Below are 23,178 nucleotides of genomic sequence, written 5' to 3'. Positions count from 1 at the left end.
CAGACTTTGACGCGACGCGTTCCAACATTGTGGCACAAAGACTTCGTCAAACAGCTGACGGCAGGATTACAGCGTCATAATGGGCAGAAGGGGCATGGCCGGCTATCCTGTCTCGATTCCGCGCAGGACGATGTGCCTATTCTGGTAGTCGAGGACGAGCACCAGACCGCCGACTATCTATACAAGACTATCTATACAAGACTATCTGTACATGTACTCGGCGAGTCAGAGTATCGCATCAAGGTAGCCCGAGACGGTTGCGACGCGCAACACCTGATAACGATGGCTGCCTATCGACTGCGGCTATGGCTTGTTCTCTTGGGCGGCACATTACTTGACTTGCCTGCTTACTGGAGTGGAGCGTCAGACAGCTGATCAGGCAACGCCATTCAAAGCCCCAACAGGCTGACGATCAACGGCAGCAGAAAGGCGGTGAGCATTCCCGTCAGCCCCATCGCCAATCCGGCGAAGGCGCCGGCCATCGCGCCGAAAGAAGCGAAGCTCTGCGCCGTGCCGAAGCCATGGGCCGCCAATCCCATGGTGAAGCCGCGCACGCTGGGATCCTCGATCTTCAGCCAGCGCAATAACCATGGCCCCAGCACGCAGCCGATCGAACCGGTCAGCAGCACCAGCCCCGCCGCCAATGACGGAATACCGCCCACCTGCTCAGCGATTCCCATGGCGATCGGCGAGGTCACCGAACGCGGCGCCAGCGACAACAACGTCTCGCGCTGTGCGCCCAGCAGCATGGCAATGCCCAGCGTCGATCCGACAGCGGTCACAATGCCCGTCACGCAGGCGAGCAGGATCGGCAGCCACAACCGTCGTACCCGCTCGCGATGATCGAACAGCGGTATCGCCAATGCCACCGTCGCCGGACCCAGCAGGAAGTGGATGAACTGGGCGCCCTGGAAATAACTGGCATAATCGATGCCCGTCAGCATCAGGAAACCGATCAGCAAGGCAATGGCCACCAACACCGGGTGCACAAGCGGCGAATGGCGCGCCCAGCGGTTGATGTGCGTGGCGAAATAGAACGCCACCAACGTGGCCAACAGCGATACCAGCGGATTGCCGGAGAGATAGACCCATAGACGCTCGAAATCCGCCATCGTTACGACTCTCCTTTTCCTCGCAGATGGCGACGCGCCAGCCAATCGAGCACCTTGGCGGTGACTGCCAATGTCAGTGCCGTGGAAGCCACCAGGGTAACGGCCAGTATGCCGAGCTCCTCGCGGATCAAGCCGAAGTGAGTCATGAGCCCCACCCCGGCCGGCACGAACAGCAGCGTCAAATAGCGCAGCAAGCCCTCGCCGGCCATGCGCAGCGCGCTCGGCACCCGGCCGTTGACCATCAGCCCGATCAGCAGCACGACCATTCCCAGCACCGGGCCGGGCACCGGTACCGCCAGGGCTCGCACCAGCAACTCGCCAATGAACTGACAGCCCAGCAGAACGCTCATTCCCACGATCAACGGCATCTTCCCTCCCCGGGCTTCACATGTGACGAAATTATACAACGGACGCCGCGCGCCCACTGCCCACAGTACGCTCCGCTGGAGACAAGCGATTGAAAGGAAAGCGCAATTCCCGCTTGCATTTGATGGGAAAATCGCTACTATATGCCTCGTCCTTGGGCAGGGTCTCGGCAAGCACCGACTCCCTACTCGAGCATGATAAAGTCGGAGCGTGGCGCAGCTTGGTAGCGCGCTGCAATGGGGTTGCAGAGGTCGCAGGTTCGAATCCTGTCGCTCCGACCAAATAGATTAATGAAAACCGCCGCTTACGGGTCATTCCGAGTGGCGGCTTCAGCTTTCTGGCTATTCGGGTCATGCCGACCGAAGCGACCCGATGAGATCATGCCTCAGCCATTCCTTGCGAAGTGCCAAGTAATGTCTTCACGGGCAGGCAGGCCCATAAGCGAGCAATGCCGATCGCAGCGAAGATGATCGAAAGCAACTTGCGTAACTGCAGGACCTCGTATAGTGCGCTCATGTTTCGTCTCGGAGGGCAGATTCATGAGCCAACCGCACGCTTTCGATCGTGCCCTGGTCAGCAAATACGACTTCCCGGGGCCTCGTTATACCTCCTACCCGACCGCGCCGCAGTTTCATGAAGCCTTTGCCATGGACGACTACCGGCTGGCCACGAAAGCCAGCAACGCCGATCCGCTGCCCAAGCCGTTGTCGGTGTACGTGCATATTCCGTTCTGCAAGAGCCTCTGCCACTACTGTGCCTGCAACAAGATCATCACCCAGAAGACCGAGAAGGCCGCCGAGTATCTCGATTATCTCAAGCGTGAGATCGCGATGCAGGCGGAGCTGTTCAAAGCCGATCGCCGGCTGACCCAGCTCCACCTGGGCGGCGGTACACCGACCTACTTCACCAACGCCCAGCTTGCCGAGCTGATGGTCGCCTTGCGTCAGGCGTTTCGCTTCGATACTCGCGGCGCGCATGAATTTTCCGTGGAAGTCGATCCGCGAACGGTAACGCCCGAGCGCCTTCATGCGTTGCGTCGGCTGGGCTTCAATCGGCTGAGTTTCGGCGTGCAGGACTTCGATCCGGACGTACAGGCCGCGGTCAATCGCATCCAGAGCGAATCCCAGGTATGTAGCCTGGTCGAGGCGGCCCGCGAGGCCGATTTCGACTCGCTGAGCGTCGACCTGATCTATGGCCTGCCGCTGCAGAACGTGGAGAGCTTCGACGCCACCCTGGCCAAGGTCATCGATATTCGCCCCAACCGCATCGCTGCCTACAGCTACGCTCACCTGCCCAGCATGTTCAAGTCCCAGCGCCTGATCCGCCCCGAACACATGCCGCCGCCCGAGCGCAAGCTGGAACTGCTCGAACTGACCATCCAGCGCCTGACCGCGGCGGGCTACGTGTACATCGGCATGGATCACTTCGCGCTGCCCGACGATGAACTGGTGCTGGCTCGAGAGAACGGCACGCTGCAGCGCAACTTCCAGGGCTACTCCACGCATGCCGACTGCGATCTGATTGGCCTAGGCGTGTCGGCCATCGGCAAGGTGGCCGACAGCTACAGCCAGAACGCCAAGGAGCTTTCCCAGTATTATGGCCGCCTCGATGCCGGCCGCCTGCCGGTCAAGCGCGGCTACCGGCTCCACGATGACGATTGCCTGCGCCGCGACGTGATCATGGCCCTGATGTGCCATGGTCACCTCGACATGGCCCACTTCGAGCGCCGCTACCAGATCGATTTCACCGACTATTTCGCCGAGTCGCTGGAACAGCTCGCCGGCCATGTCGCCGATGGCCTGGTGACGGTACGGGATGGCCTGGTGACGCTGCTGCCTCAAGGCCAGTTGATGCTGCGCAGCGTCGCCATGGCCTTCGACGCCTACCTGGGCGAAGGCCAGCGCGGCCTGTTCTCGCGGACCGTGTGACGCCATGGAATACTACTTTCTGGCGCGGGTCGTACATATGCTGGCGATCGTGCTGCTACCGGAGTGATCAAGGAGGCTGTCCATGGCTTCGCCACGTCGCCTCGCCTACCTTTGCCTGGCCTATGGCTGCGTCGGGCTGGGCGCAGCCGGAATCGTGCTTCCTCTTGCTGCCCACCACCCCATTTCTGCTGGTCGCTGCCTGGGCCGCTCCCAAGGGGTCGGCGCGCCTCGATGACTGGCTGCATCGTCATCCGCATTTCGGCCCGCCATTGCGGGCCTGGCGCGAACAGCGCGCCGTACCGAAGCGCGCCAAATGGCTGGCCTGCCTGCTACTTCTCGTGAGTTGGCTGATTCTGCTGGCGACCAGCGACAGCGCCAAGGTCCCGGTGATCACCGGACTCCTCTTTTCCTGCGTGGCGATCTTTCTAGTGACCCGCCCTACTGCCACATCCTCCTGAGCGAAGACGACAGGCTTGTCGGCGTATCGCTTGGCGGGAAGTGCGAGCCCCGATTCATCGATATTCACGATCACTTCCGGTCGGAACGCCGCCAGCTCCGAAACTGCAGGCAGAAATCCCTGGCCAGCGCACCCAATATGCCGACTTCCGAGAGCAGGCAGGCGCACGGCTATTCACTACAGGCACCCTCCGATTCGCCGGTCAGCAGGCACTCGGCCTCATCCGGCCAGCGTATCGGCTCGACAGCCGGGGTCGCCGGGACAGAGCTTGTCTTTTTCATAGGACCACCTCACTGATAGGACCACCTCACTGAGAGTTTCGCCACATTCCGAGCTTTCGTTCAGCCGGGACGACCATCGGCGCGCGGTCGGCTCAGGATCGGCCAGTAGATAAGCACAAAAAGCAGAAAGGCAACGACCCAGGCCACTGTCGAGACGCTGAGCCCGGGATAGGCCAGTTGCGGCACGAAGGCCGCGATCACCCGCACCAGCCCCGCAGTGATGATGGCGACATAGATCCATATCGCCATGCGTGGCAGGCGCATTGGCCGCCCCGTATGGCCCATCGCCACGCGGGTCATCACGCCAAGAATCAAGGTGCCAGCCGCTCCGGCCCCCATCGCATGCATCCAGACACTGGGAGATAGCGCCAACCAAGGCGTCATCGCCTTGAGCAGCAAGGCAACGACGATCCAGCCCAGGGCCACATGAAGAATCCATATGAGGGGCTCCGCCGAGGCTTTCCAGCCACGCCAGGCCAGGAGTCGCCAACCGTTGACGAGTGCGGCGATCAGTGCAATGAGACTAGCCGGCACGGGAAAGGACATCGCAAGGTCCACCGGCACCATGGCGACCGTGCTCCAGAAAGCCGCACGATCCAACACCTCCGAGCGCCTCACCAGGGCGGGATCCTGGCCCTGCATGCCTAGCCAGTTGGCAGTGAACGCCGGCGTGATTCGCCCGCCCACCACGACCATGATCGCGGCAATCAGATCCAGCGCCAGGATTTCTCCCAATCGCCCCCCGGGAGGCCAAAACCCACTGAACCCCAGGTGCATCGAGAGGTCGGCACCAGCGAGTAGAACGAGCAGCGCAACCAGCACCAGGTTGCGGTAATTGCCATGGCGCAGCAGCACTCGCGCGACATAAGCCGCCATTGCCGGCAGGAAGGCCAGGTCGATCGTCGCGACCAACCACAGCGGCAGCCACCCTGACAACCACATTGCCGCCCGCCCCGCTGCCCATAGCAGAACCAACGCCAGCAGGCCGCTCCCCTTGAGAGGCGGCGCTCCCGTCCAGTTGCACATCGCGGTGAGCAAGAAGCCTGCGATGGCCGCCGGTACCATGCCGAAGAGAAGCTCATGTGCATGCCACTGAATCGGATTCACGCCCAGCGGCAACGGCAGCCCGCCGAACAGGAAGGCGAACCATGCCGCCACCAGGCTTGCCGCGTAGAGTGCAGTGAGCAGGAAGAAGGGCCGGAACGCAAAGGCGAGCAGCACGGGTTCATCATTATAGCGAAGGCTGGTCGTATCGTTCATGGCAGCAAATTCCTGATTGAAATGATGCGCAAATAGGAGTGGGGAACAGCCCTCTGCCGTGACCGCGCATATCGCCTCACTCGATCCCCATCGGCAGCAAGGCGAATCCACTGGCCGGGAAGGACTCCATGCTCGATCTATCGACCTCATCCAGGGCAGCTTCCACTTGTAACTCCACGCTTGGCCGGGCCGGTGCCGAGCAATCAAGCTCGTGAAGTGACGGTGATAGCACTGCAATGCCCTTCATATACTGGGTATCGATTGGCTTATTCATGGTCATTCCTTCTGCCGTTGAGCAGATGTTCAAGGAGAGCTAATCGAGCAATCAACGGGCTCATGGACAGAGCGGGCAAAAATCGGCTTTTCGATCCTGCCCCATCCAGTATCCTGCCCCATTCCTGGCAATATGCGACTTGAGGGTCTGGAAAGCCTCTGCAGCATCGGGGCGAAGCAGTGGATCGCACTTCCAGTCGCATGCAGTCAACAGCCCCAGCCAATCACTCGCCGGCAGCGTTTCGGCAAGCGAGGTGAGCCAGCGGCTCTCTTCGCCATGCATGCGGGCGCGGTAAAGCTCGATGTAAGCTTGAATCGTATTGGTAGTCGCCGAGTCTATCTCGGCCGTCGGCCCTGCACTTGATAGAGCGATAAACTTTATATAAAGCTCTTCACCGTAAACGCGGATGCGCCGGTGCTCTTCATCGAGCAGCGTCAGGGTGGGCTGGATTTCGGGATGGCGTATCGCCAGGCGCTCGAATACAAGCTCTTCGAGGGCATGATGGACGCGCTCGGCATGCCGCGTCAGATAATGCAGTATGTCGCGCATCAGAGCGAAATCCGGCATGTCGCCCTTGCAGGCACCGGCGAGCTGCCGATCGAGAATGCAGAGGAGACCGTCGTAGTCCCGATGATCGTCTTGCAGCTGCTTGAGAAGGGGAATGGTCATGATCACATCCTGACATAGTCGGTAGATAACGCCCGGAAACCCTCTGTATCTGATGGCCTACCATGCATTATTCACTGCATTAATCATGCCAGTTCTCAAGCCATTGAAGGAGCACGGACTTGCTCTAACTGGGTGGTATTGACCTGCCTGATGTTGGGTTAATATCACCGAAATGGGTTAAATCAACCCTATTCGCCAAGCGAGCGGCAAGGCCGACTTTCAATCAACTTCATACACTCTCTTTCAATAGCATCTCCCGGATGCGACCGATGGCCTTCATCGGATTCAACCCTTTAGGACAGACCCATGTACAGTTGCCGATCTGACGACAGCGGAAGACGCTGAAAGGATCTTCCAGTTCGGCCAGGCGCTGCTGAGTCGCGGTATCGCGGCTGTCGTTCAGGAAACGATAGGCCTGGATCAGCCCCGCCGGTCCGATGAACTTCTCCGGATTCCACCACCAGGAAGGACATTGCGAAGAACAGCAGGCGCACAGGATGCATTCATACAGGCCATCGAGCTTGTCACGGTCTTCGGGGCTCTGCAGGCGCTCTATCGTCGACGGAACGCTATCGTTGATGAGGTAGGGCCGGATCTTTTCGAATTGCCTGAAGAATAGAGTCTGATCGACGACCAGGTCGCGAATGACCGGCATGCCGGGCAGCGGCCTTAGCGTCAGGGTATCCTTTCGACCCAGCGCTTCAGACACGGATGTAATGCAGGCCAGGCCATTCTTGCCATTGATGTTCATGCCATCCGAACCACAAACGCCTTCGCGGCAGGAACGCCGATAGGCCAGCTCAGGGTTTGAAACCTTAAGATTCTCCAGCACCTCAAGCACCATCCTGTGACGGAACTCATCGCCGATTTCGAAGGCTTCCATATAGGGTGCATCGTCGTGTTCGGGATGATAGCGGTACAGCTGAACGGTAAACATGGTCTTCCTTGCGGATAGTGATGATGGTTATGCCCTCGGCGATCTCGCGGCACACAGAAACGAAGTCGGCGACGAGCGGTAGTTCAGCGGGTCACGGTCTATTTCAGCCGCACTTCGACCAGCCGCTTCCAGCGCCCAGCGGAACCTGGGTAGCCAGGCATCACGCTGGTCGCCCTCGACTTGTCCCACTGCACGCGCCACCCGCTCCCAGGTATCGGCCACGTCCTTGTCCACCGGCGTGCCGTGGCGATCCTTGAGTCGGTACTTGGCGTCCCAGATGGCTTGAGTGGGCGTCTGCATCGGCACCTCGCTGGACGTTTTGACGGCCGCGGTGGGTGAATTCATGGATGGTCTGCTAGTCAGAAACATGGTTCATCGATCAGTGATTGGCCAAGCGTTCGGGCCGTGAAGGCGCGGCGCCGATGAACGTGCGGCACCGAAACGGCAGCGACTGGCCTGTTCGATAAACAAGCATCCATGGTGCCATTCAATACGCGCAGCGAACCTGACCCATGTCAAGGCAACCCCGCTTCAAGGCCCAGCCAATGCACAACATCTCGTATAGACACATTGAACCATGCGGCGCATATAGCCACACAGAGGCTCGTCGAGCTCCTCATGCCCGGCGTTTGCCGAGCACCGCTACTTGATCCCCAGCCGCCGAGCCAGCTTGTGCAGATTGCTGGAATCGACCTCGAGTCGCCGCGCCGCCGCCGACCAGTTGCCGTCGACCTGGTCGAGGGCATGGCGGATGGCCTGCCGCTGGGTGCGCGCCACACTATCGTGCAGCGCTTCCACCGGCGCCCCCTGGCACGACTGCATGGCGATGGTGGACTGCACGGAGACTTGCGGCAGGTCAAGCAATCCGGGCTCCAGCGTGACGATGTCTTCACGACGCGCCCCCTGGCTGAGCGCCTTGATCGCCGCCCGACTAATCACATGCTCGAGCTCGCGCACATTGCCCGGCCAGTCGTAGCCACTCAGCGCATCCTCGGCAGCCGACGACAGGCGCAAGCTACGCACTCCCAGCCGCGCCCGGTTGAGCTCGAGAAAATGTCCGGCCAGCACCAGCACATCGCTGCCTCGCTCGCGCAGCGGCGGGATCGGCACCGGATAGACCGAAAGGCGGTGATAGAGATCCGCACGAAAGTGTCCGTCGCGCACGCTGTCGTGCAATTTGCGGTTGGTCGCGGCGATGATGCGCACGTCGACATGGCGCGGCACGTCTTCGCCCAGGCGTTGAATCTCGCCATTCTGCAGGGTACGCAGCAGCTTGGCCTGGATGGCCAGTGGCAGTTCGCCGACCTCGTCGAGAAACAGCGTGCCGCCGTCCGCTGCCTCGAAGCGCCCGGCGCGGGCCTTGCCCGCCCCCGAGAAGGCGCCTTTCACATGGCCGAACAGCTCGCTTTCGGCCAGTGACTCGGGCAGCGCCGCGCAGTTGATCTGGATCAGCGGACGGCGCCGGCGCCATGAACGCTGGTGCAGATGGCGGGCGAACAACTCCTTGCCGACACCGGTCTCGCCAGTGAGCAGTACCGGCAATTCGGAATCCGCGACCACCTCGAGCTCATCCAGCAGTTGTCGAATGACGAGGCTCTGGCCAATGATCTCTCCCTGATGAGGTTCGCTGGCGTCCTTGGCGGTATCGCTTCGCGACAGGCGAAGGCGACGCACGTCCTGCTCCAGACGAGTCATCCGCACGGCCGCCTCGACCAGCAGGGTGCAACGCTGCAGGTCGTCCTGCGCACGTTCGTCGAAGGTGCCGGGCGTAAGTGCATCCAGGGTCAATGCCCCCCACAGGCTGCCCTCGACATGCAGGCTGACGCCCATGCAATCGTGGACCGGCAAGGGGTCGCCGAGCTGATTGTCGACCAGCCCATCGTAGGGGTCGGGCAGGCTGGAATCGGGCGGAAAGGCCACCGTCTCGCGACGGGCGAGAATCGCCGCCAGCCTTGGGTGCTGGGCCACCACGAAGCGTCGCCCCAGCGCCTCGCGCGTCAGCCCGTCGACCGCCACCGGACACAGCGCCTCGCCATCGAGACTCAGCAAGCCCACGGCACCGCAATGAAAGTACTCGCGCAGCGCCCTGACCAGACGCTGCAACCGTACCGCGCTGGGCAGTTCGGCGGTGAGATCGGCGAACACGACATCTTCGAGCATGGCAAGACTCCTGGTGGATCGCGTTGAACAAGTAACGGTAAAAACCACCACAGCAGGGTCATTATTACCTCGTCTGCTCTGGGTAAAATTGACCATAATCAATAATTATCAAGACTAATCAGCTGCTTAGAATTTGGCACGCAAGCTGCAACAGGAAGAAAGCAAACTAGCAAAGGAGCACGCACCATGACCCTTCTCGACCAACCCGTCGGTCAACTGGCCCGCCAATTGCCTGGCGCCACCCGGGTGTTCCATGAATACGGCATCGACTTCTGCTGTGGTGGTCGTGCCACCCTGCGCGACTCGCTAGCCGGGCGCGATGCCGATCTGGCCCGCCTCGTCAGCGCGCTGGAAGCGTTGCCGGCTCATCAACCCGACGAGCGCGACTGGTGCGAGGCCAGCGCCAACGAACTGATCGATCACATCCTGACCCGCTATCACGCCGTGCATCGTCAGCAACTGCCCGAACTCATTCGCCTGGCCCGGCGCGTCGAGCAGGTTCACGGCGAGCGCCAGGACTGCCCCGCCGGCCTGGCCGAGCTTCTCGAGGGGATGCATCAGGAAATCGAAAGCCACCTGCAAAAGGAGGAGATGATCCTGTTCCCGACGCTCAAGCGTGGCCTCGCCCACAACATGCACGGACCCATTGCGGTCATGCGATTCGAACACGACGAGCATGGCGAAACGCTGGCCCGGCTGATGGCGTTCACCGATGACATCCAGACGCCCAAGGGCGCCTGCACGACCTGGTGCGCACTGTATGCCGGCCTGCGCGAATTCCGCGAGGACCTGATGCAGCACATCCACCTGGAGAACAACGTGCTGTTCGAGCAGGCCACCGCAGATCAGGTAGCGCTGGGTGAATCATCGCCTGCTTCGCCGATGGCAGGCGAATTGCCCCGCGCATGATCGTAATCAAGCCTCACGGATCGGCGGCTCCCTAGGCTGAGACAGGAAACATCGACTGTCATGCTCTGAGCAAGGACGCCTTTTTTTACGGAGACCCGCGTGGACTATTTCCTGATAAAAAATATCCATATGACCGCCGCCGGTCTCAGCCTGGGGCTATTCGGGCTGCGCGCATGGTGGTCGGTTCGCGCGTCTCCACAGCTCCAGCGGCGCTGGGTAAAGGTGTTGCCGCACCTGATCGACACGGTACTGCTGGCGGCGGGGGTGAGTTTGATGATCATGCTGCGCGCCTGGCCTACCCAGCAGCCTTGGCTGGCGGCCAAGCTGATCGCCCTGGTGGCCTATATCGTTATCGGTACCTTGGCGATCAAGCGCGGCAGGACATCGACGATTCGCGCCGCGGCTTCGTTGGTCGCCATCGCCCTCTTCCTGTACATCGTCGGTGTGGCGATGAACCACAATCCGCTTTCCTGGCTAGCAGGCGTCTGATGCGCCGTTCGCATGCGCACGGGCGTAACCCGGCCGCTCAGCCACCCACAAGCCGAAGGCAGGCTTGCCTGAGGCAAATTGGCGGTGGAAACTTCCATTCGCGGCAGTGCAGTTCAGATCATCTGCAGGTAGCGTGGCCGCCCCTCGCTAAAAGCGCCGTCGAAGAGCATGACCAGACGCTCCATCAGCAAGCCCCCGGACTGCGTCGGCTCAATGCCGTCGCGTCGAAGCTCGACCAGGTCATCGCTCGCCATGGCCTGCAGGGCCAGCAGCTCAGGCGCGAAATAGTTGCGAAACACGATGCGATGAGCTTTCTCGACAGTCGCATATCGAACGTTGCCGCCCCCCATGAGGTGCTGGATAACGGCTTGTCTCACTCGGTCATCGGCAGTCAGTTCATAGCCTCGGCAGATGGCCAGCTGACCCGCGTCCAGACGCGCACAGTAATCCGGCAATTCCCGCGCATTCTGGTAATAGCCATCGTCGAGATGGCTGATTGCACCGGCCCCCAGCCCGATGCAGTCGGCCTCGCCCCGCAGATTGTAACCCTCCAGGCAACGCTGCAGCTGGCCATGGCGTTGCGCAGCCACCAACGCATCGCTGGCAAGCGCAAAGCGCCCCATGCCCAGATGCACGTAACCGGCCGGCGCCAAGCGCTCCACGCCTTGCGCCAGCAGAGCCAGGACAGCGCCACGCTCGGGCGTTGCGATCCGCTGCCACGGAGCCGATGGGCAAGAGAACGCCGGCCAGACAGCCGCGCCGCACAAGCCATCGCGATACAGGGTAATGCGCTCGGGACGTAGGCTGACCAGGCGCTCGAGCAACGCCGAGAAGCCAACCGCCGTGCGTCCGGACAGACGCAATGCCAGCTCGGTGACGGGCAGGTGGCTACGCTCAGGGCCAGCGGGGGCTGGCCACTCGTCCGCCGGTTGACGCTCACCGGGCACGCCGGCCGGCGTCTCAAGGTCTTGTAGGTCGACGAGCAACCGGTTGAAGCCGAGAGCGGCCAGCAGGGGCAGGCGTTGCGGTGACAGACCGCGAGAATCGATGCGCAACGCAAAGTCGCGATCGCGGCTACGCTTCAGCCCGAAATGCACGTCCAGCTCGGCGAGCAAGCCAGCCAGTTGACCGTCTCCGAGACGCCCCGCCCCGTTCCCGCTCAGCACGAGCCGCTCGATTCGGCGATCGCCATCGAACAGGGCGCTCTGAAGCGCTATCTCGCGCTTGAGATATCCCAGATATCGAACTGGCCCACGGCTATCGTGGCCCAGCCAGGAGGGCACATGGACATAAACCGTCAATGGCTTGGGGATGGGGTCTTCATTGCTGGCAAGCGCCACCAGCCGGTAATCGTCCGCCGAGCGCTTTTCCGGCAAGCGGACCAGGGTGGGAAAGAGTCCGTAATCCGGGGCCGGCCGGTCATGCTTAACGAGCAGAGCGAGATCGATGGAACGGTTCATTGGGCTACCGCAGTGAGCAGATCCAGACTCACCCTAGCGCGCACTACCGACAATGAGCTTGACCGGAATCAAGCCGTCAAACGAAGCCCACTGCGCCTGGTCAAGCCCGCGCCGCCTGGGCACCTTGCGCACCGAACGCCAGCCCCTGCATGGCGCAGATATCGACGATCTCGACCTCCTTGCCGGCGATGCTGACCAGGCCCTGCTCTTCCAGGCGACGGAAGGTGCGGCTCATGGTCTCGGGCACCAGGCCCAGATAGTTGCCCAGGTCGAGGCGCGACATCGGCAGGCGGAAACGTTGCGCCGAAAGGCCGCGGCTGGCGAAGCGCTCGGAGAACGTGAGCAGCACCACGGCCAGGCGCTGTTCGGCGGAACGCCGCGTCAGCAGGTGGTTGGTGCTCTGTTCGGCGAGCAGCTCGCGACTCATGATGCGCATCAACTGATGCTGCAGGGCCGGTGTGCGGTCGCTCAGATTCTCCAGTTCGGCATAGGGAATTTCACACACGCTGGCGGTTTCCAGAGCAACAGCCGTCGAGGGGTGATCCCGCGAGACGATGGCGTCGAGGCCGATGACCTCGCCCGGCAGATGGAATCCCGAAATATGCTCGTCGCCATTGGCCATGAGTGTCGTGGTCTTCACCGCCCCGGTACGCACCGCATAGATCGAGTTGAAACGTTGTCCGGCCTGAAAAAGAAGGGTGCCCCGGGACACCGGCTTGCGACGCTGCACGATCCCCGCCAACCTGCCGACGTCTTCCACCGGCAGGTTATCGGGCAGGCACAACGTGCGCAGACGACAGTTGTGGCAGTTATCGCGTGTCTCGCTCAGCGTCGCAATGCGGGTCATGGCGTGTTTCTCCTTTCTGCGCGCAATGTCATGAGCACGATGTTACCCAACGCCCGCCTAGCCCCCGATAACCATTTAGAGGTAGTCCGGGTGATATTGCGAGGTAAGCGAAGGAGTTCGCTACCCAACTTGACTGAAATCAAAATCGACCCGCCACGATCTCCTTAAGGTGATCTCAGTTCAAGCAGGGGAGGTTCGCCATGGCAAGCCAGCTGGCACACCACACCTCTTGGCCCGGCGACGTGACCGAGCCGACGACTCCCTGACTCCTGACCGGACTTCATAGAGGCAAGCAGCAATGAGTCATTTTCTCGACCGCCTGCAGTATCTGGGCAAGCCCCGCGAGGCATTTGCCAATGGCCATGGCGAAACCCGCAGCGAATCCCGTGACTGGGAAGACGGCTATCGTGCGCGCTGGCAGCACGACAAGGTCGTGCGCTCCACCCATGGGGTGAACTGTACCGGTTCGTGCAGCTGGAAGATCTACGTCAAGAACGGCCTGGTCACCTGGGAAACCCAGCAGACCGACTATCCGCGCACCCGCCCCGACCTGCCCGACCATGAACCGCGCGGCTGCCCCCGCGGCGCCAGCTATTCCTGGTACCTGTACAGCGCCAACCGCCTCAAGTACCCGCTGGTGCGCAAGCGCCTGATCAAGCTGTGGCGCGAAGCGCTGGCCCAGTACATCGACCCGGTGCTGGCCTGGGCCGCCATCGTCGAGGATCCCGCGAAGACCGCGCAGTACAAGAAGGCCCGCGGCATGGGCGGTTTCGTGCGGGCCGAGTGGGACGAGCTGGAAACCCTGATCGCGGCGTCCAACGCCTACACCGCCAAGCAGTACGGCCCCGATCGCATCATCGGCTTCTCGCCGATCCCGGCGATGTCGATGGTCTCCTACGCCGCGGGCACCCGTTACCTGTCGCTGATCGGCGGGGTGTGCCTGTCGTTCTACGACTGGTACTGCGACCTGCCGCCGGCCAGCCCCCAGACCTGGGGCGAGCAGACCGACGTGCCCGAATCCGCCGACTGGTACAACTCGAACTACATCATCGCCTGGGGCTCCAACGTCCCGCAGACGCGCACCCCCGATGCGCACTTCTTCACCGAAGTGCGCTACAAGGGCACCAAGACCGTGGCCATCACCCCGGATTACGCCGAGGTCGCCAAGCTGTGCGATGAGTGGTTGAGCCCCAAGCAGGGTACCGATGCGGCACTGGCGATGGCCATGGGCCACGTGATCCTCAAGGAATTCCACCTCGCCAAGCCCAGCGCCTACTTCACCGATTACGTGCGTCGCTATACCGACATGCCGTTTCTGGTCGAACTGGAAACCCGCGAGGACGGCACTTTCGCCCCCGGCAGGCAGCTGCGCGCCAGCGACTTCGATGCCAACCTGGGCCAGGACAACAACCCGGAGTGGAAGACCGTGGCCTGGGACCAAGCCAGCAACCGTCTGGTGGTGCCGCGCGGCTCCATCGGCTTCCGCTGGGGTGAAAAGGAAAGCGGTGAAGGCCGCTGGAACCTCGAGCCGCTCGACGCCGAGGGTAACGAGGTCTCCCTGCAGCTGTCGCTGGCCAAGGGCCACGACAGCGTCGCCAAGGTCGGCTTCCCCTACTTCGGTGGGATCGCCCACGAGCATTTCAACCATGTCGCCGGCAACGACGTGCTCTATCACAGCCTGCCGGCCAAGCGCCTGCCCCTGGCCGACGGCCGTGAAGTGCTGGCGGTGACCGTATTCGACCTAATGGTCGCCAACTACGGCATCGACCGTGGCCTGGGCGCCGAAGGCGAGGACGACGGCGCCACGGCCTACGACCAGGTGCGTCCGTACACCCCCGCCTGGCAGGAGCAGGTCACCGGCGTGCCCACTGCGCGGGCCATCCGCCTGGCGCGTGAATTTGCCGACACCGCCGACAAGACCCATGGCCGTTCGATGATCATCGTCGGTGCCGGTATGAACCACTGGTACCACATGGACATGAACTACCGCGGTCTGATCAACATGCTGATCCTGTGCGGCTGTATCGGCCAGAGCGGCGGTGGCTGGGCGCACTACGTGGGCCAGGAGAAGCTGCGCCCGCAGACCGGCTGGCTACCGCTGGCCTTCGGTCTCGACTGGCAGCGTCCGCCGCGCCACATGAACGGCACCTCGTTCTTCTACAACCACTCCAGCCAGTGGCGCTACGAAAAGCTCGAAGTCAGCGAACTGCTCTCGCCCATGGCCCGCCGCGAGGATTTCACCGGCAGCTTGATCGACCTCAACGTGCGCGCCGAGCGCATGGGCTGGCTGCCGTCCGCGCCGCAGCTCGACACCAACCCGCTGCAGCTCGCCGAAGCCGCCCGCCTCGCCGGACAGGACCCTGCCGATTACGTGGTCGCCCAGCTCAAGAGCGGCAACTTGCGCTTCGCCGCCGAGGACCCGGACAGCCCGCAGAACTTCCCGCGCAACCTGTTCGTGTGGCGTTCCAACCTGCTCGGCAGCTCCGGCAAGGGCCACGAGTACATGCTCAAGTATCTGCTGGGTACCAAGCATGGCCTGCAGGGCAAGGACCTGGGCGACATGGGCGGCGCGCTGCCCGAGGAAGTCACCTGGCGCGAGGACGCTCCGGAAGGCAAGCTCGACCTGCTGGTGACCCTGGACTTCCGCATGTCCACCACCTGCCTGTACTCCGACGTGGTATTGCCGACGGCGACCTGGTACGAGAAGGACGATCTCAACACCTCGGACATGCACCCGTTCATCCACCCGCTGACCGCGGCCACCGACCCGGCCTGGGAAGCGCGCAGCGACTGGGACATCTACAAGGGCATCGCCAAGGCGTTCTCGAAGGTGTGCGTCGGCCACCTGGGCCAGGAAACCGACATCGTCACCCTGCCCATGCAGCACGACTCCCCGGCCGAGCTGGCCCAGGCCGAGGTCAAGGACTGGAAGAAAGGCGAGTGCGAACCGATCCCCGGCAAGACCCTGCCGCACCTGATCGCGGTCAAGCGTGACTATCCGGCAACCTATGAGCGCTTTACCTCGGTCGGTCCGTTGCTCGACACGCTGGGTAACGGCGGCAAGGGCATCAGCTGGCAGACCCAGCCCGAAGTCGAGTTGCTCGGCAACCTCAACCAGCGCAAGACCGAGGGTCCGGTCACTGGCCGCCCAAAGATCGAGACGGCCATCGATGCCGCCGAGATGATCCTGACGCTGGCTCCCGAGACTAACGGCAACGTGGCGGTCAAGGCCTGGAATGCGCTGTCCAGGATCACCGGCCGCGAGCACGCCCATCTGGCGTTGCCCAAGTTTGATGAGAAGATCCGCTTCCGCGACATCGTCGCGCAGCCGCGCAAGATCATCTCCAGCCCCACCTGGTCGGGCCTCGAGGACGAGCACGTGTCATACAACGCGGGCTACACCAACGTTCACGAGCTGATTCCGTGGCGCACGGTGACCGGTCGCCAGCAGCTCTATCAGGATCACCCCTGGATGCGTGCCTTCGGCGAGAGCCTGCTGGTGTATCGTCCGCCCATCGATACCAAGGCCGCGGCCAGCGTCTCGGTGCCGCAGGATAACGGTAACCCCGAGATCGCGCTGAACTTCCTCACGCCGCACCAGAAGTGGGGCATTCACTCCACCTATTCGGACAACCTGCTGATGCTGACGCTGTCCCGGGGCGGCCCCATCGTCTGGCTGTCCGAAGATGACGCCCACGCCATCGGCGTGGAGGACAACGACTGGATCGAGGCCTACAACGCCAACGGGGCCATCGCCGCCCGGGCGGTGGTCAGCCAGCGGGTCAAGACCGGCATGGCGATGATGTATCACGCTCAGGAGCGCATCGTGAACGTGCCCGGATCGGAAGTGACCGGCACCCGCGGCGGCATCCACAACTCGGTGACCCGCGTGTGCCCCAAGCCGACTCACATGATCGGCGGCTACGCCCAGCTGTCCTACAGCTTCAACTACTACGGCACCGTGGGTTCCAACCGTGACGAGTTCGTCATCGTGCGCAAGATGCACCATGTCGACTGGCTCGATGGCGAAGACAACGACAGCGTGCAGGAGAGAGTGAAAGTCTGATTCCGCCCCGCTTCACTGACATGACGGCGAATCGTTCCGTGGCAACCGGGCGAATTCGCACCATCGCAGGCTCGGCGCTGCTTGATGGCATTGCCGATTTCGACTGCTCTCAGTCAATGAATTTAGCCTCGGGTTGAAGACATGGGCACGGCCCATCGCGTCCTACAGCGACCCGATCGAATCACCCCAGACAGACCAGCTTGAAAGGAGTTGTAATATGCTGACAAATGCCCAGGAGCAGATCATCGAGGCCACGGCACCGGTCGTGGCGGAACATCTCGATGCCATTACTCAGCGGTTCTACCCGCTGATGTTCGAGCGCTATCCAGAAGTCACCCCCTTGTTCAATCAGGCCCACCAGGCGGATGGCGGGCAACCCCGGGTGCTCGCCAGCGCCGTACTGGCCTATGTGCAGCTGCGCAAGGACCCCGCGAAAGTCAGGACGACGCTCGCCACGGTAGTCAGCAAGCACGTGTCGCTGGGGATACGGCCCGACCAGTACCCGATCGTCGGCGAATGCCTGATGGCGGCCATCGGCGAGGTTCTGGGCGATGCGGTCACGGCCGAGGTGGCGGATGCCTGGGGCGCCCTTTATCAGGAACTGGCGACGCTGCTGATCGAGCTGGAGGAAGCCAGCTACCGTGAATTCGCCGAACGCCCCGGCGGCTGGCGGGGCACGCGGCGATTCCGTATTGCCGAGACCCGTCAGGAAAGCGCGGTGATTCGCTCATTCGTGCTGAAACCGGTCGATGGCGGAGCGGTCGCCGATTTCCAGCCGGGCCAGTTCGTCGGCGTCAAGCTGACCATCGATGGCGAACCGGTGCATCGCCACTACAGCCTGTCCGGCTTTCCCAATGGAAAAAGCTATCGCATCTCGATCAAGCGCGAGCCCGGCGGCCGGGTCAGCCAACACTTTCACGATGAGCTGGCGGTCGACGACGAACTGGAACTTCTCCAGCCCGCGGGGCAGCTGATTCTCGACGAGACCACCGCCCCGGTGATGCTGATCAGCGGCGGCGTCGGCCAGACGCCCATGTTGCCCATGGCCTGTCGTGCGCTCGAACAGGGTCGCCAGGTCGTCTATCTCCACGCGGCCCAGGAACGCGAGCATCACGCCTTCGCCGATGAACTGGATGCCTTGGCCAAGGAGGATTACCCCGGCATATTGACATCGGTGACACTCTACGAACGGGGCGAACGAGACGACCGGGCCGACCACATCGGCCGCGTCAATCGTGAGCTGCTCGAGCGTTACCTTCCCGTTGATTCGCCCGAGTGTTATTTCGTCGGTCCCCAGGGGTTCATGACCGCGGTCGACGAGGCACTGAAGGCGCTCGGCGTGCCCGCCGAACGACGCCATTATGAACACTTCGGACCGTCACGACCGCTTCATGCGGCTTGAGTCGCCGCTCCGACATCGGCGCTGGTTGCCCAGCCACGCAACATGCTCATGAATGACAAGAAGCCAGTCGCCGCAGCGGCTGGCTTCTTTCTCTCAAAACGACGTTACGTTACGTGATGCCGGTACAGAATCGGCCTGCCTTGATTGAAGTCATGTCGGCACTGCGCGTCACGGGCGTCATGCCGGTAGCGGCAGGTTACCGGCTTGACGCGAGTCACAGGTAAACAGGCCTCGCGCCAGCGAGGATGAGCGCAATACGAGATCGAGAATGACAAGGCCGATCACATCGTCATGCACAAGGATTCGGCGCTGAGCAAGATCGACGAGTAACCGAGTTCATGAAACCCCGTGGTTGACTGCCCACACCGCCGCCTCCACCCGCGAACGCAAGCCGAGTTTCCTGAGCAGGTTCTTGACGTGAACCTTGACCGTGCCCTCGGTGATGTCGAGCCGGCGCGCGACCATCTTGTTGCTCATGCCGCGCGCCAATGCACGCAGGATATCCAGTTCCCGCGAGGTGAGCGTCGCCAGCGCATCGGCGGGCGCGGCGCGGCCGCCGCTGACGATGCCGGCGAGGATGGCGGCGAGTTGCGGGCTGATCACCAGCTTGCCCTCGGCCGCCTCCTTGATGCGCGCCAGCAGGTCCTCGGGTTCCATGTCCTTGAGCAGATAGCCGTCGGCGCCGGCGCGCAGCGCGGCGACCACGTCATCGTCGGCGTCGGAAACGGTGAGCATCACGATCCGCGTATCGATGCCGTTGCTGCGCATCTGGCGCAGCGCCTCGAGCCCGTCCATCTTGGCCATGTTCATGTCCATCAGGATCAGGTCGAGATCGAGTGTGCCCGCGACCTCGACGGCCTCGATACCGTTGGACGCCTCGCCGGCGATGACCATGTCCGGGTCCATCTCGACCAGCTGGCGCACGCCGCGTCGGAAAAGCGGGTGATCGTCGACGATCAGGATGCGAGTCTCGCTCATCCCGCGCCTCCCAGCATATTGACCGATTCACTCCCGGTGGTGACCTGCGGGGTGAAACACAGCGTGACCTCCGCCCCCCCTTCATCTCGATTGTGCATAGCGAGCGTACCGCCCAGGCCGATCGCGCGCTCGTCCATGATCGTGGTGCCATAGTGGTTGAGCCGCACGTGCTGCTCGGGCAAGCCCACCCCGTCGTCGCGGATGCATACCTTGACCTGACCCGAACCGGTGGTCTGCAGGTGGATATCGCAGTTTTCGGCCCTGGCGTGGTGGACCACGTTGGAAAGCGCCTCGCGCACTATCTGTAGCACATGGATCTCCTCGTTGGGGGTCAGCGGGCAATGCCGTAATTCGTACTCGAGCAGGATCTTGAGATCGCAGCGCTGGGCGAACTCGCGCACCGTCTCGTTGAGCGCCGCCTCGAGTCCCGGTTCGGCCATCTGCAGGCGAAAGGTGTTGAGCAGCTCACGCAGCTGCCGGTAGGCCGAGCTCAGCCCCTCGCGAAGCTCGTCGATGACCGCTTCCTGGTCGGTCGAGGAGCCCTGCTGACGAATCAGCGCCTGCAGGCGCGCCACCTGAATCTTCAGGTAGGAGAGCGACTGAGCCAGGGAGTCGTGCAGTTCGCGGGCGATCACCGCGCGTTCGTCCATCAATGCCAGGCGGCGCTGTTCGTCGTTGTTCTGGGCCAGCGACAGGGCGGTGGCGATCAGCCCCGCCACGGTCTCGACCAGCTCCAGCTGCCGGCGCAGCGGCGGATTACCCGCCGGATATTGCATCAACAGCACCCCATAGCGGCGGCCGGATTCGCTGACCACCACCGGGCGCACCCGCGGCGGCACCCGCCCGCCGCTCAGGCAGGGGCCGCAGTCGGGAGCTTGGCAGAAATCGGGGCGATCGCCCAACTGGGTCGAGATTCGCTGATAGGCGCGCTCGGCCTCGCCCTGCGACAGGCACAGGGTGATCGGGCCGAGCCCCGTGACCTGCTCCAGATGCTCGAGCACGTCGCGGAAATCCTCGCTGCCGGGGGTCGAGCTGTTGAGCTGACGCGCGGCCTGGTAGAGCAGGCGCAACGCCTCGTTGCTGCGCTTGAGCTCAGCGGTCTTGGTCTCCACCCGCTGCTCGAGCTGCGCATATATCTGCGTCAGGCTCTCGTTCATCTGATTGATGGTGCGCGAGATCAGGCCCAGCTCGTCATTGCCCGCGTAAGCCAGGCGCCCCTCGAAATCGCCGTGATGCACCCGATTGACCACCTTGAACAGCTCACGCAGCGGCGGCATCACGTCATTGACCAGCTTGTACATGGCGCCGATAACCATAATCAAGGTCAGAAACAGAGCGATGCCCTGGAGCAGGCGCAGCAGTTGGATGCGCGACTCGGCTTCCTGCTGCAACTGACTGACCAGGCCATTCACCGCACTGACGAACTCGGCGGTCTGGTCGATCAATACCTGTGGCGGGCGCTGTTCGATATTTTTCAGCAGGGCCGGGCGCAGCATGCCCTTCCACATTTCGGTCACGGCCGCGTACCGCTCGGTCAGTGGATGCTGCGGATCGTCGGGAATCAGCGAAGTGATGGCCGGGCCGGTCAGGCTGGCATCGAAGCGCTCGAGCTGTTGTCGCAACACGCCGTCGTTTTCCGCTGTCTGCAGGCGCGTGCTTAGCAGACGGTAAGCCTGCATGCGCAGCGAGCCGGTCTGATTGATGGCCGCGGCATCGCCACTCGATGTCTCGGCGATCATGATCGACCCGAGCATGCTGATCAGGGCGAGAATGACGATTCCCGCCATGGTAAGGCCGGCTCGAAAGATCAGCGAGCGGGTAAGCGATAGCTCCATGTTCACTCCGGACAGGACTACCCCCAATGCCCCTGTGATGATTCAGCGAGCACCGGCGCACCCCCACCTCTCAATAAAATTCTTTTAAAACAATATATTGTAAAGACACCCGGCTACCTCTTAAGGAGTAGCCGAGCACCAGCCGAACCCGCCTGCCCATCGCCCCTGTGGATTCCCTTGATTCGAGTCAACAACGCCCCTGTGCATCGTGCCTATGGTTGCCACAGGTTCCGCCGGGCGGGCTCGCGATGGCAAGCCAACACGTCAAGCGATTATCCGTGCCCACCCTGACTCCCGCTCGATCATTTCACTCGTGACAGGAAAGCCATCATGAAGAACCTGGAAGGCGTAACGAGGCCCGATCAATACCGGGCACTGGCACTGAGTACCTTAGCGTTCACCGTGTGCTTTGCGGTATGGACGATTTTTTCGATTATCGGCGTGAGGATCAAGCAGGATCTCGGCCTCAGCGAGACGGAGTTCGGCATCCTGGTCGCAACCCCTGTGCTGACTGGCTCCATCAGCCGGATCTTCCTCGGCATCTGGACCGAACAGCTCGGTGGCCGCCGGGTATTCAGCATCCTCATGCTCGTGACCTCGGTGTGCGTATTCCTGCTCTCCTACGTGGAGACCTACTGGATGTTCCTGATCGCCGCCCTCGGTGTGGGTCTGGCGGGCGGATCGTTCATCGTGGGGATTGCCTACACCTCCTACTGGTTCGAGGAAGAGCGCCAAGGCACCGCGCTGGGAATCTTCGGCGCCGGCAACGTGGGGGCGGCGATCACCAATTTCGGCGCCCCGTTTTTGCTGATCGCTCTCGGCTGGGAACGCACTGCGGTGATCTACGCCGTGGTCCTGGCGATCATGGCGGTGGTTTTCTGGGTATTCACCCAGGAAGACCCGATGACGATGGCCCGTCGCCGTGCCGGCGTCCGTGGCACTTCCGCGCTCACCCAACTCGAGCCTTTGCGTCATCCCCAGGTATGGCGTTTCGCGCTCTACTACTTCTTCGTGTTTGGCGGCTTCGTCGCCCTCGCCTCCTACCTGCCGCGCTACTACGTTGGCGCTTACGATGTGAGCATCGCGGTCGCCGGTACTCTCACGGCGCTATATTCGCTGCCGGCAAGCGTGTTCCGGGCCTTTGGCGGCTACCTCTCAGATCGCTTCGGCGCCCGCGCGGTCATGTATCTGACCTTCATTGTCTCGCTGATTTGCCTGTTCCTGCTCGCCTACCCGGAGACGCGATACGCTGTTCAGGGCAAGGAAGGCCTGATCGAGTTCAGCTTGGCGATGCCGCTGTGGGGCGTGGTAGTGCTGACGGTGCTGCTCGGTTTCTTCATGTCCCTGGGCAAGGCGGCCGTCTACAAGCACATCCCCGTCTACTACCCGAATCACGTCGGCTCCGTCGGAGACCTGGTGGGCATGATCGGCGGTCTAGGCGGCTTTTTCCTGCCCATCACCTTCGGGATCGTGCTCGACCTCACGGGCGTCTGGACCACCTCTTACATGGTGATGTTCGTGCTCGTCGCCGTTTCCCTGGTCTGGATGCACGTGGCGATCCGGCGCATGGAGCGCCGGCACATCCCCGAGCTCTCCGAAAAGCGCTATCGGTACCTGCCGGAAGCTCAGTACTCGACGGACGGAAACCACCGCAAGACCGGGGAGACGGATGCCCGAGCCTAACCACGCCAACGGTACAGCCGGGGCACCGGGCCCCGGTCGTCACAAGCACCCATCAGGAGATGACG

Annotated in this window: 19 protein-coding genes and 1 tRNA gene; 8 read left to right on the top strand and 12 right to left on the bottom strand. The window is 62.4% G+C overall.

The window, feature by feature from the left end:
- Nucleotides 1–389: 389 nt before the first annotated feature.
- Both HALZIN_RS0106380 and HALZIN_RS0106375 read right to left on the bottom strand, forming a co-directional pair.
- On the bottom strand, nt 390–1,112 hold the full coding sequence (locus HALZIN_RS0106380; RefSeq protein WP_031383399.1) for an LrgB family protein: 723 nt from the start codon (nt 1,110–1,112) through the stop codon (nt 390–392).
- Between the two features lie 2 nt (nt 1,113–1,114).
- Nucleotides 1,115–1,480 carry a CidA/LrgA family protein gene (locus tag HALZIN_RS0106375; protein ID WP_031383398.1) on the bottom strand — a complete coding sequence of 122 codons (366 nt, stop codon included), beginning with the start codon at nt 1,478–1,480 and terminating at the stop codon, nt 1,115–1,117.
- A gap of 202 nt (nt 1,481–1,682) precedes the next feature.
- Between HALZIN_RS0106375 and HALZIN_RS0106370 the strand changes: the two genes are divergently transcribed.
- The 3 genes from HALZIN_RS0106370 (at nt 1,683) to HALZIN_RS16770 (ending at nt 3,864) form a co-directional block, all read left to right on the top strand.
- A tRNA-Pro gene (locus HALZIN_RS0106370) sits at nt 1,683–1,759 on the top strand.
- A 258-nt stretch (nt 1,760–2,017) separates the two neighbouring features.
- Entirely contained in the window at nt 2,018–3,406 is a 1,389-nt protein-coding gene (hemN, locus tag HALZIN_RS0106365; RefSeq protein ID WP_031383397.1) for an oxygen-independent coproporphyrinogen III oxidase, read from the top strand.
- Nucleotides 3,407–3,570: 164 nt separating this feature from the next.
- Nucleotides 3,571–3,864 (top strand): YbaN family protein, encoded by a 294-nt coding sequence (locus tag HALZIN_RS16770; protein ID WP_236254966.1) that lies wholly within the window; start codon nt 3,571–3,573, stop codon nt 3,862–3,864.
- A 340-nt stretch (nt 3,865–4,204) separates the two neighbouring features.
- Here the strand turns inward: HALZIN_RS16770 and HALZIN_RS0106355 are convergent, their stop codons facing one another.
- From HALZIN_RS0106355 to norR, 6 genes are all read right to left on the bottom strand, one after another.
- Entirely contained in the window at nt 4,205–5,404 is a 1,200-nt protein-coding gene (locus HALZIN_RS0106355) for an NnrS family protein (protein WP_051907416.1), read from the bottom strand.
- Nucleotides 5,405–5,480: 76 nt separating this feature from the next.
- The gene (locus HALZIN_RS0106350; RefSeq protein WP_031383395.1) at nt 5,481–5,678 is read right to left on the bottom strand and encodes a hypothetical protein; all 198 of its coding nucleotides are present in this window, start codon (nt 5,676–5,678) and stop codon (nt 5,481–5,483) included.
- A gap of 60 nt (nt 5,679–5,738) precedes the next feature.
- Nucleotides 5,739–6,347, bottom strand: a complete 609-nt coding sequence (locus tag HALZIN_RS0106345; protein WP_031383394.1) for a hemerythrin domain-containing protein — start codon at nt 6,345–6,347, stop codon at nt 5,739–5,741.
- A gap of 229 nt (nt 6,348–6,576) precedes the next feature.
- On the bottom strand, nt 6,577–7,284 hold the full coding sequence (locus HALZIN_RS0106340) for a succinate dehydrogenase iron-sulfur subunit (RefSeq protein WP_031383393.1): 708 nt from the start codon (nt 7,282–7,284) through the stop codon (nt 6,577–6,579).
- 27 nt (nt 7,285–7,311) lie between these two features.
- A complete protein-coding gene (locus HALZIN_RS17420) occupies nt 7,312–7,629 on the bottom strand; it encodes a hypothetical protein (RefSeq protein ID WP_236254965.1) in 318 nt (105 codons plus the stop codon).
- A gap of 297 nt (nt 7,630–7,926) precedes the next feature.
- The gene (norR, locus tag HALZIN_RS0106330) at nt 7,927–9,444 is read right to left on the bottom strand and encodes a nitric oxide reductase transcriptional regulator NorR (RefSeq protein WP_031383391.1); all 1,518 of its coding nucleotides are present in this window, start codon (nt 9,442–9,444) and stop codon (nt 7,927–7,929) included.
- 186 nt (nt 9,445–9,630) lie between these two features.
- On the opposite strand from norR, the gene ytfE reads away from it, so the two are divergent.
- Both ytfE and HALZIN_RS0106320 read left to right on the top strand, forming a co-directional pair.
- Nucleotides 9,631–10,353: an iron-sulfur cluster repair protein YtfE gene (ytfE, locus tag HALZIN_RS0106325; protein ID WP_035575195.1), complete on the top strand. Its 723-nt coding sequence runs from the start codon at nt 9,631–9,633 to the stop codon at nt 10,351–10,353.
- Between the two features lie 99 nt (nt 10,354–10,452).
- A complete protein-coding gene (locus HALZIN_RS0106320) occupies nt 10,453–10,842 on the top strand; it encodes a SirB2 family protein (protein ID WP_084173404.1) in 390 nt (129 codons plus the stop codon).
- A 113-nt stretch (nt 10,843–10,955) separates the two neighbouring features.
- On the opposite strand, the gene HALZIN_RS0106315 is transcribed toward HALZIN_RS0106320, so the two are convergent.
- Nucleotides 10,956–12,302 carry an oxygen-independent coproporphyrinogen III oxidase gene (locus HALZIN_RS0106315; RefSeq protein WP_031383388.1) on the bottom strand — a complete coding sequence of 449 codons (1,347 nt, stop codon included), beginning with the start codon at nt 12,300–12,302 and terminating at the stop codon, nt 10,956–10,958.
- A 100-nt stretch (nt 12,303–12,402) separates the two neighbouring features.
- On the bottom strand, nt 12,403–13,149 hold the full coding sequence (gene fnr / locus HALZIN_RS0106310; RefSeq protein WP_031383387.1) for a fumarate/nitrate reduction transcriptional regulator Fnr: 747 nt from the start codon (nt 13,147–13,149) through the stop codon (nt 12,403–12,405).
- Between the two features lie 298 nt (nt 13,150–13,447).
- Between fnr and HALZIN_RS0106305 the strand changes: the two genes are divergently transcribed.
- On the top strand, nt 13,448–17,215 hold the full coding sequence (locus tag HALZIN_RS0106305) for a nitrate reductase subunit alpha (RefSeq protein ID WP_031383386.1): 3,768 nt from the start codon (nt 13,448–13,450) through the stop codon (nt 17,213–17,215).
- A gap of 217 nt (nt 17,216–17,432) precedes the next feature.
- A complete protein-coding gene (gene hmpA / locus HALZIN_RS0106300) occupies nt 17,433–18,617 on the top strand; it encodes an NO-inducible flavohemoprotein (protein ID WP_031383385.1) in 1,185 nt (394 codons plus the stop codon).
- 336 nt (nt 18,618–18,953) lie between these two features.
- On the opposite strand, the gene narL is transcribed toward hmpA, so the two are convergent.
- Both narL and HALZIN_RS0106290 read right to left on the bottom strand, forming a co-directional pair.
- Nucleotides 18,954–19,595 carry a two-component system response regulator NarL gene (narL, locus tag HALZIN_RS0106295; RefSeq protein ID WP_031383384.1) on the bottom strand — a complete coding sequence of 214 codons (642 nt, stop codon included), beginning with the start codon at nt 19,593–19,595 and terminating at the stop codon, nt 18,954–18,956.
- Complete coding sequence (locus HALZIN_RS0106290; RefSeq protein ID WP_051907415.1) at nt 19,592–21,430, bottom strand: type IV pili methyl-accepting chemotaxis transducer N-terminal domain-containing protein; 1,839 nt, start codon at nt 21,428–21,430, stop codon at nt 19,592–19,594. The genes narL and HALZIN_RS0106290 overlap by 4 nt, the downstream gene beginning before the upstream one ends.
- A gap of 330 nt (nt 21,431–21,760) precedes the next feature.
- Here HALZIN_RS0106290 and HALZIN_RS0106285 point away from each other — a divergent pair, with 330 nt between their 5' ends.
- Entirely contained in the window at nt 21,761–23,113 is a 1,353-nt protein-coding gene (locus tag HALZIN_RS0106285; protein WP_051907414.1) for an MFS transporter, read from the top strand.
- The last annotated feature ends 65 nt before the right edge of the window (nt 23,114–23,178 follow it).

Source organism: Halomonas zincidurans B6 (assembly GCF_000731955.1).
Lineage (GTDB): Bacteria > Pseudomonadota > Gammaproteobacteria > Pseudomonadales > Halomonadaceae > Modicisalibacter > Modicisalibacter zincidurans.
Note: the sequence above shows the minus strand (reverse complement) of the source record. Positions and strands in the feature narration are given on the sequence as shown.

What these genes read in the sequence shown, in the direction of transcription:
- HALZIN_RS0106380 (WP_031383399.1), bottom strand. Translation starts at nt 1,112, where the DNA reads ATGGCGGATTTCGAGCGTCTATGGGTCTATCTCTCCGGCAATCCGCTG.
- HALZIN_RS0106375 (WP_031383398.1), bottom strand. Translation starts at nt 1,480, where the DNA reads ATGCCGTTGATCGTGGGAATGAGCGTTCTGCTGGGCTGTCAGTTCATT.
- hemN (WP_031383397.1), top strand. Translation starts at nt 2,018, where the DNA reads ATGAGCCAACCGCACGCTTTCGATCGTGCCCTGGTCAGCAAATACGAC.
- HALZIN_RS0106355 (WP_051907416.1), bottom strand. Translation starts at nt 5,404, where the DNA reads ATGAACGATACGACCAGCCTTCGCTATAATGATGAACCCGTGCTGCTC.
- HALZIN_RS0106350 (WP_031383395.1), bottom strand. Translation starts at nt 5,678, where the DNA reads ATGAATAAGCCAATCGATACCCAGTATATGAAGGGCATTGCAGTGCTA.
- HALZIN_RS0106345 (WP_031383394.1), bottom strand. Translation starts at nt 6,347, where the DNA reads ATGACCATTCCCCTTCTCAAGCAGCTGCAAGACGATCATCGGGACTAC.
- HALZIN_RS0106340 (WP_031383393.1), bottom strand. Translation starts at nt 7,284, where the DNA reads ATGTTTACCGTTCAGCTGTACCGCTATCATCCCGAACACGACGATGCA.
- HALZIN_RS17420 (WP_236254965.1), bottom strand. Translation starts at nt 7,629, where the DNA reads ATGAATTCACCCACCGCGGCCGTCAAAACGTCCAGCGAGGTGCCGATG.
- norR (WP_031383391.1), bottom strand. Translation starts at nt 9,444, where the DNA reads ATGCTCGAAGATGTCGTGTTCGCCGATCTCACCGCCGAACTGCCCAGC.
- ytfE (WP_035575195.1), top strand. Translation starts at nt 9,631, where the DNA reads ATGACCCTTCTCGACCAACCCGTCGGTCAACTGGCCCGCCAATTGCCT.
- HALZIN_RS0106315 (WP_031383388.1), bottom strand. Translation starts at nt 12,302, where the DNA reads ATGAACCGTTCCATCGATCTCGCTCTGCTCGTTAAGCATGACCGGCCG.
- fnr (WP_031383387.1), bottom strand. Translation starts at nt 13,149, where the DNA reads ATGACCCGCATTGCGACGCTGAGCGAGACACGCGATAACTGCCACAAC.
- HALZIN_RS0106305 (WP_031383386.1), top strand. Translation starts at nt 13,448, where the DNA reads ATGAGTCATTTTCTCGACCGCCTGCAGTATCTGGGCAAGCCCCGCGAG.
- hmpA (WP_031383385.1), top strand. Translation starts at nt 17,433, where the DNA reads ATGCTGACAAATGCCCAGGAGCAGATCATCGAGGCCACGGCACCGGTC.
- narL (WP_031383384.1), bottom strand. Translation starts at nt 19,595, where the DNA reads ATGAGCGAGACTCGCATCCTGATCGTCGACGATCACCCGCTTTTCCGA.
- HALZIN_RS0106290 (WP_051907415.1), bottom strand. Translation starts at nt 21,430, where the DNA reads ATGGAGCTATCGCTTACCCGCTCGCTGATCTTTCGAGCCGGCCTTACC.
- HALZIN_RS0106285 (WP_051907414.1), top strand. Translation starts at nt 21,761, where the DNA reads ATGAAGAACCTGGAAGGCGTAACGAGGCCCGATCAATACCGGGCACTG.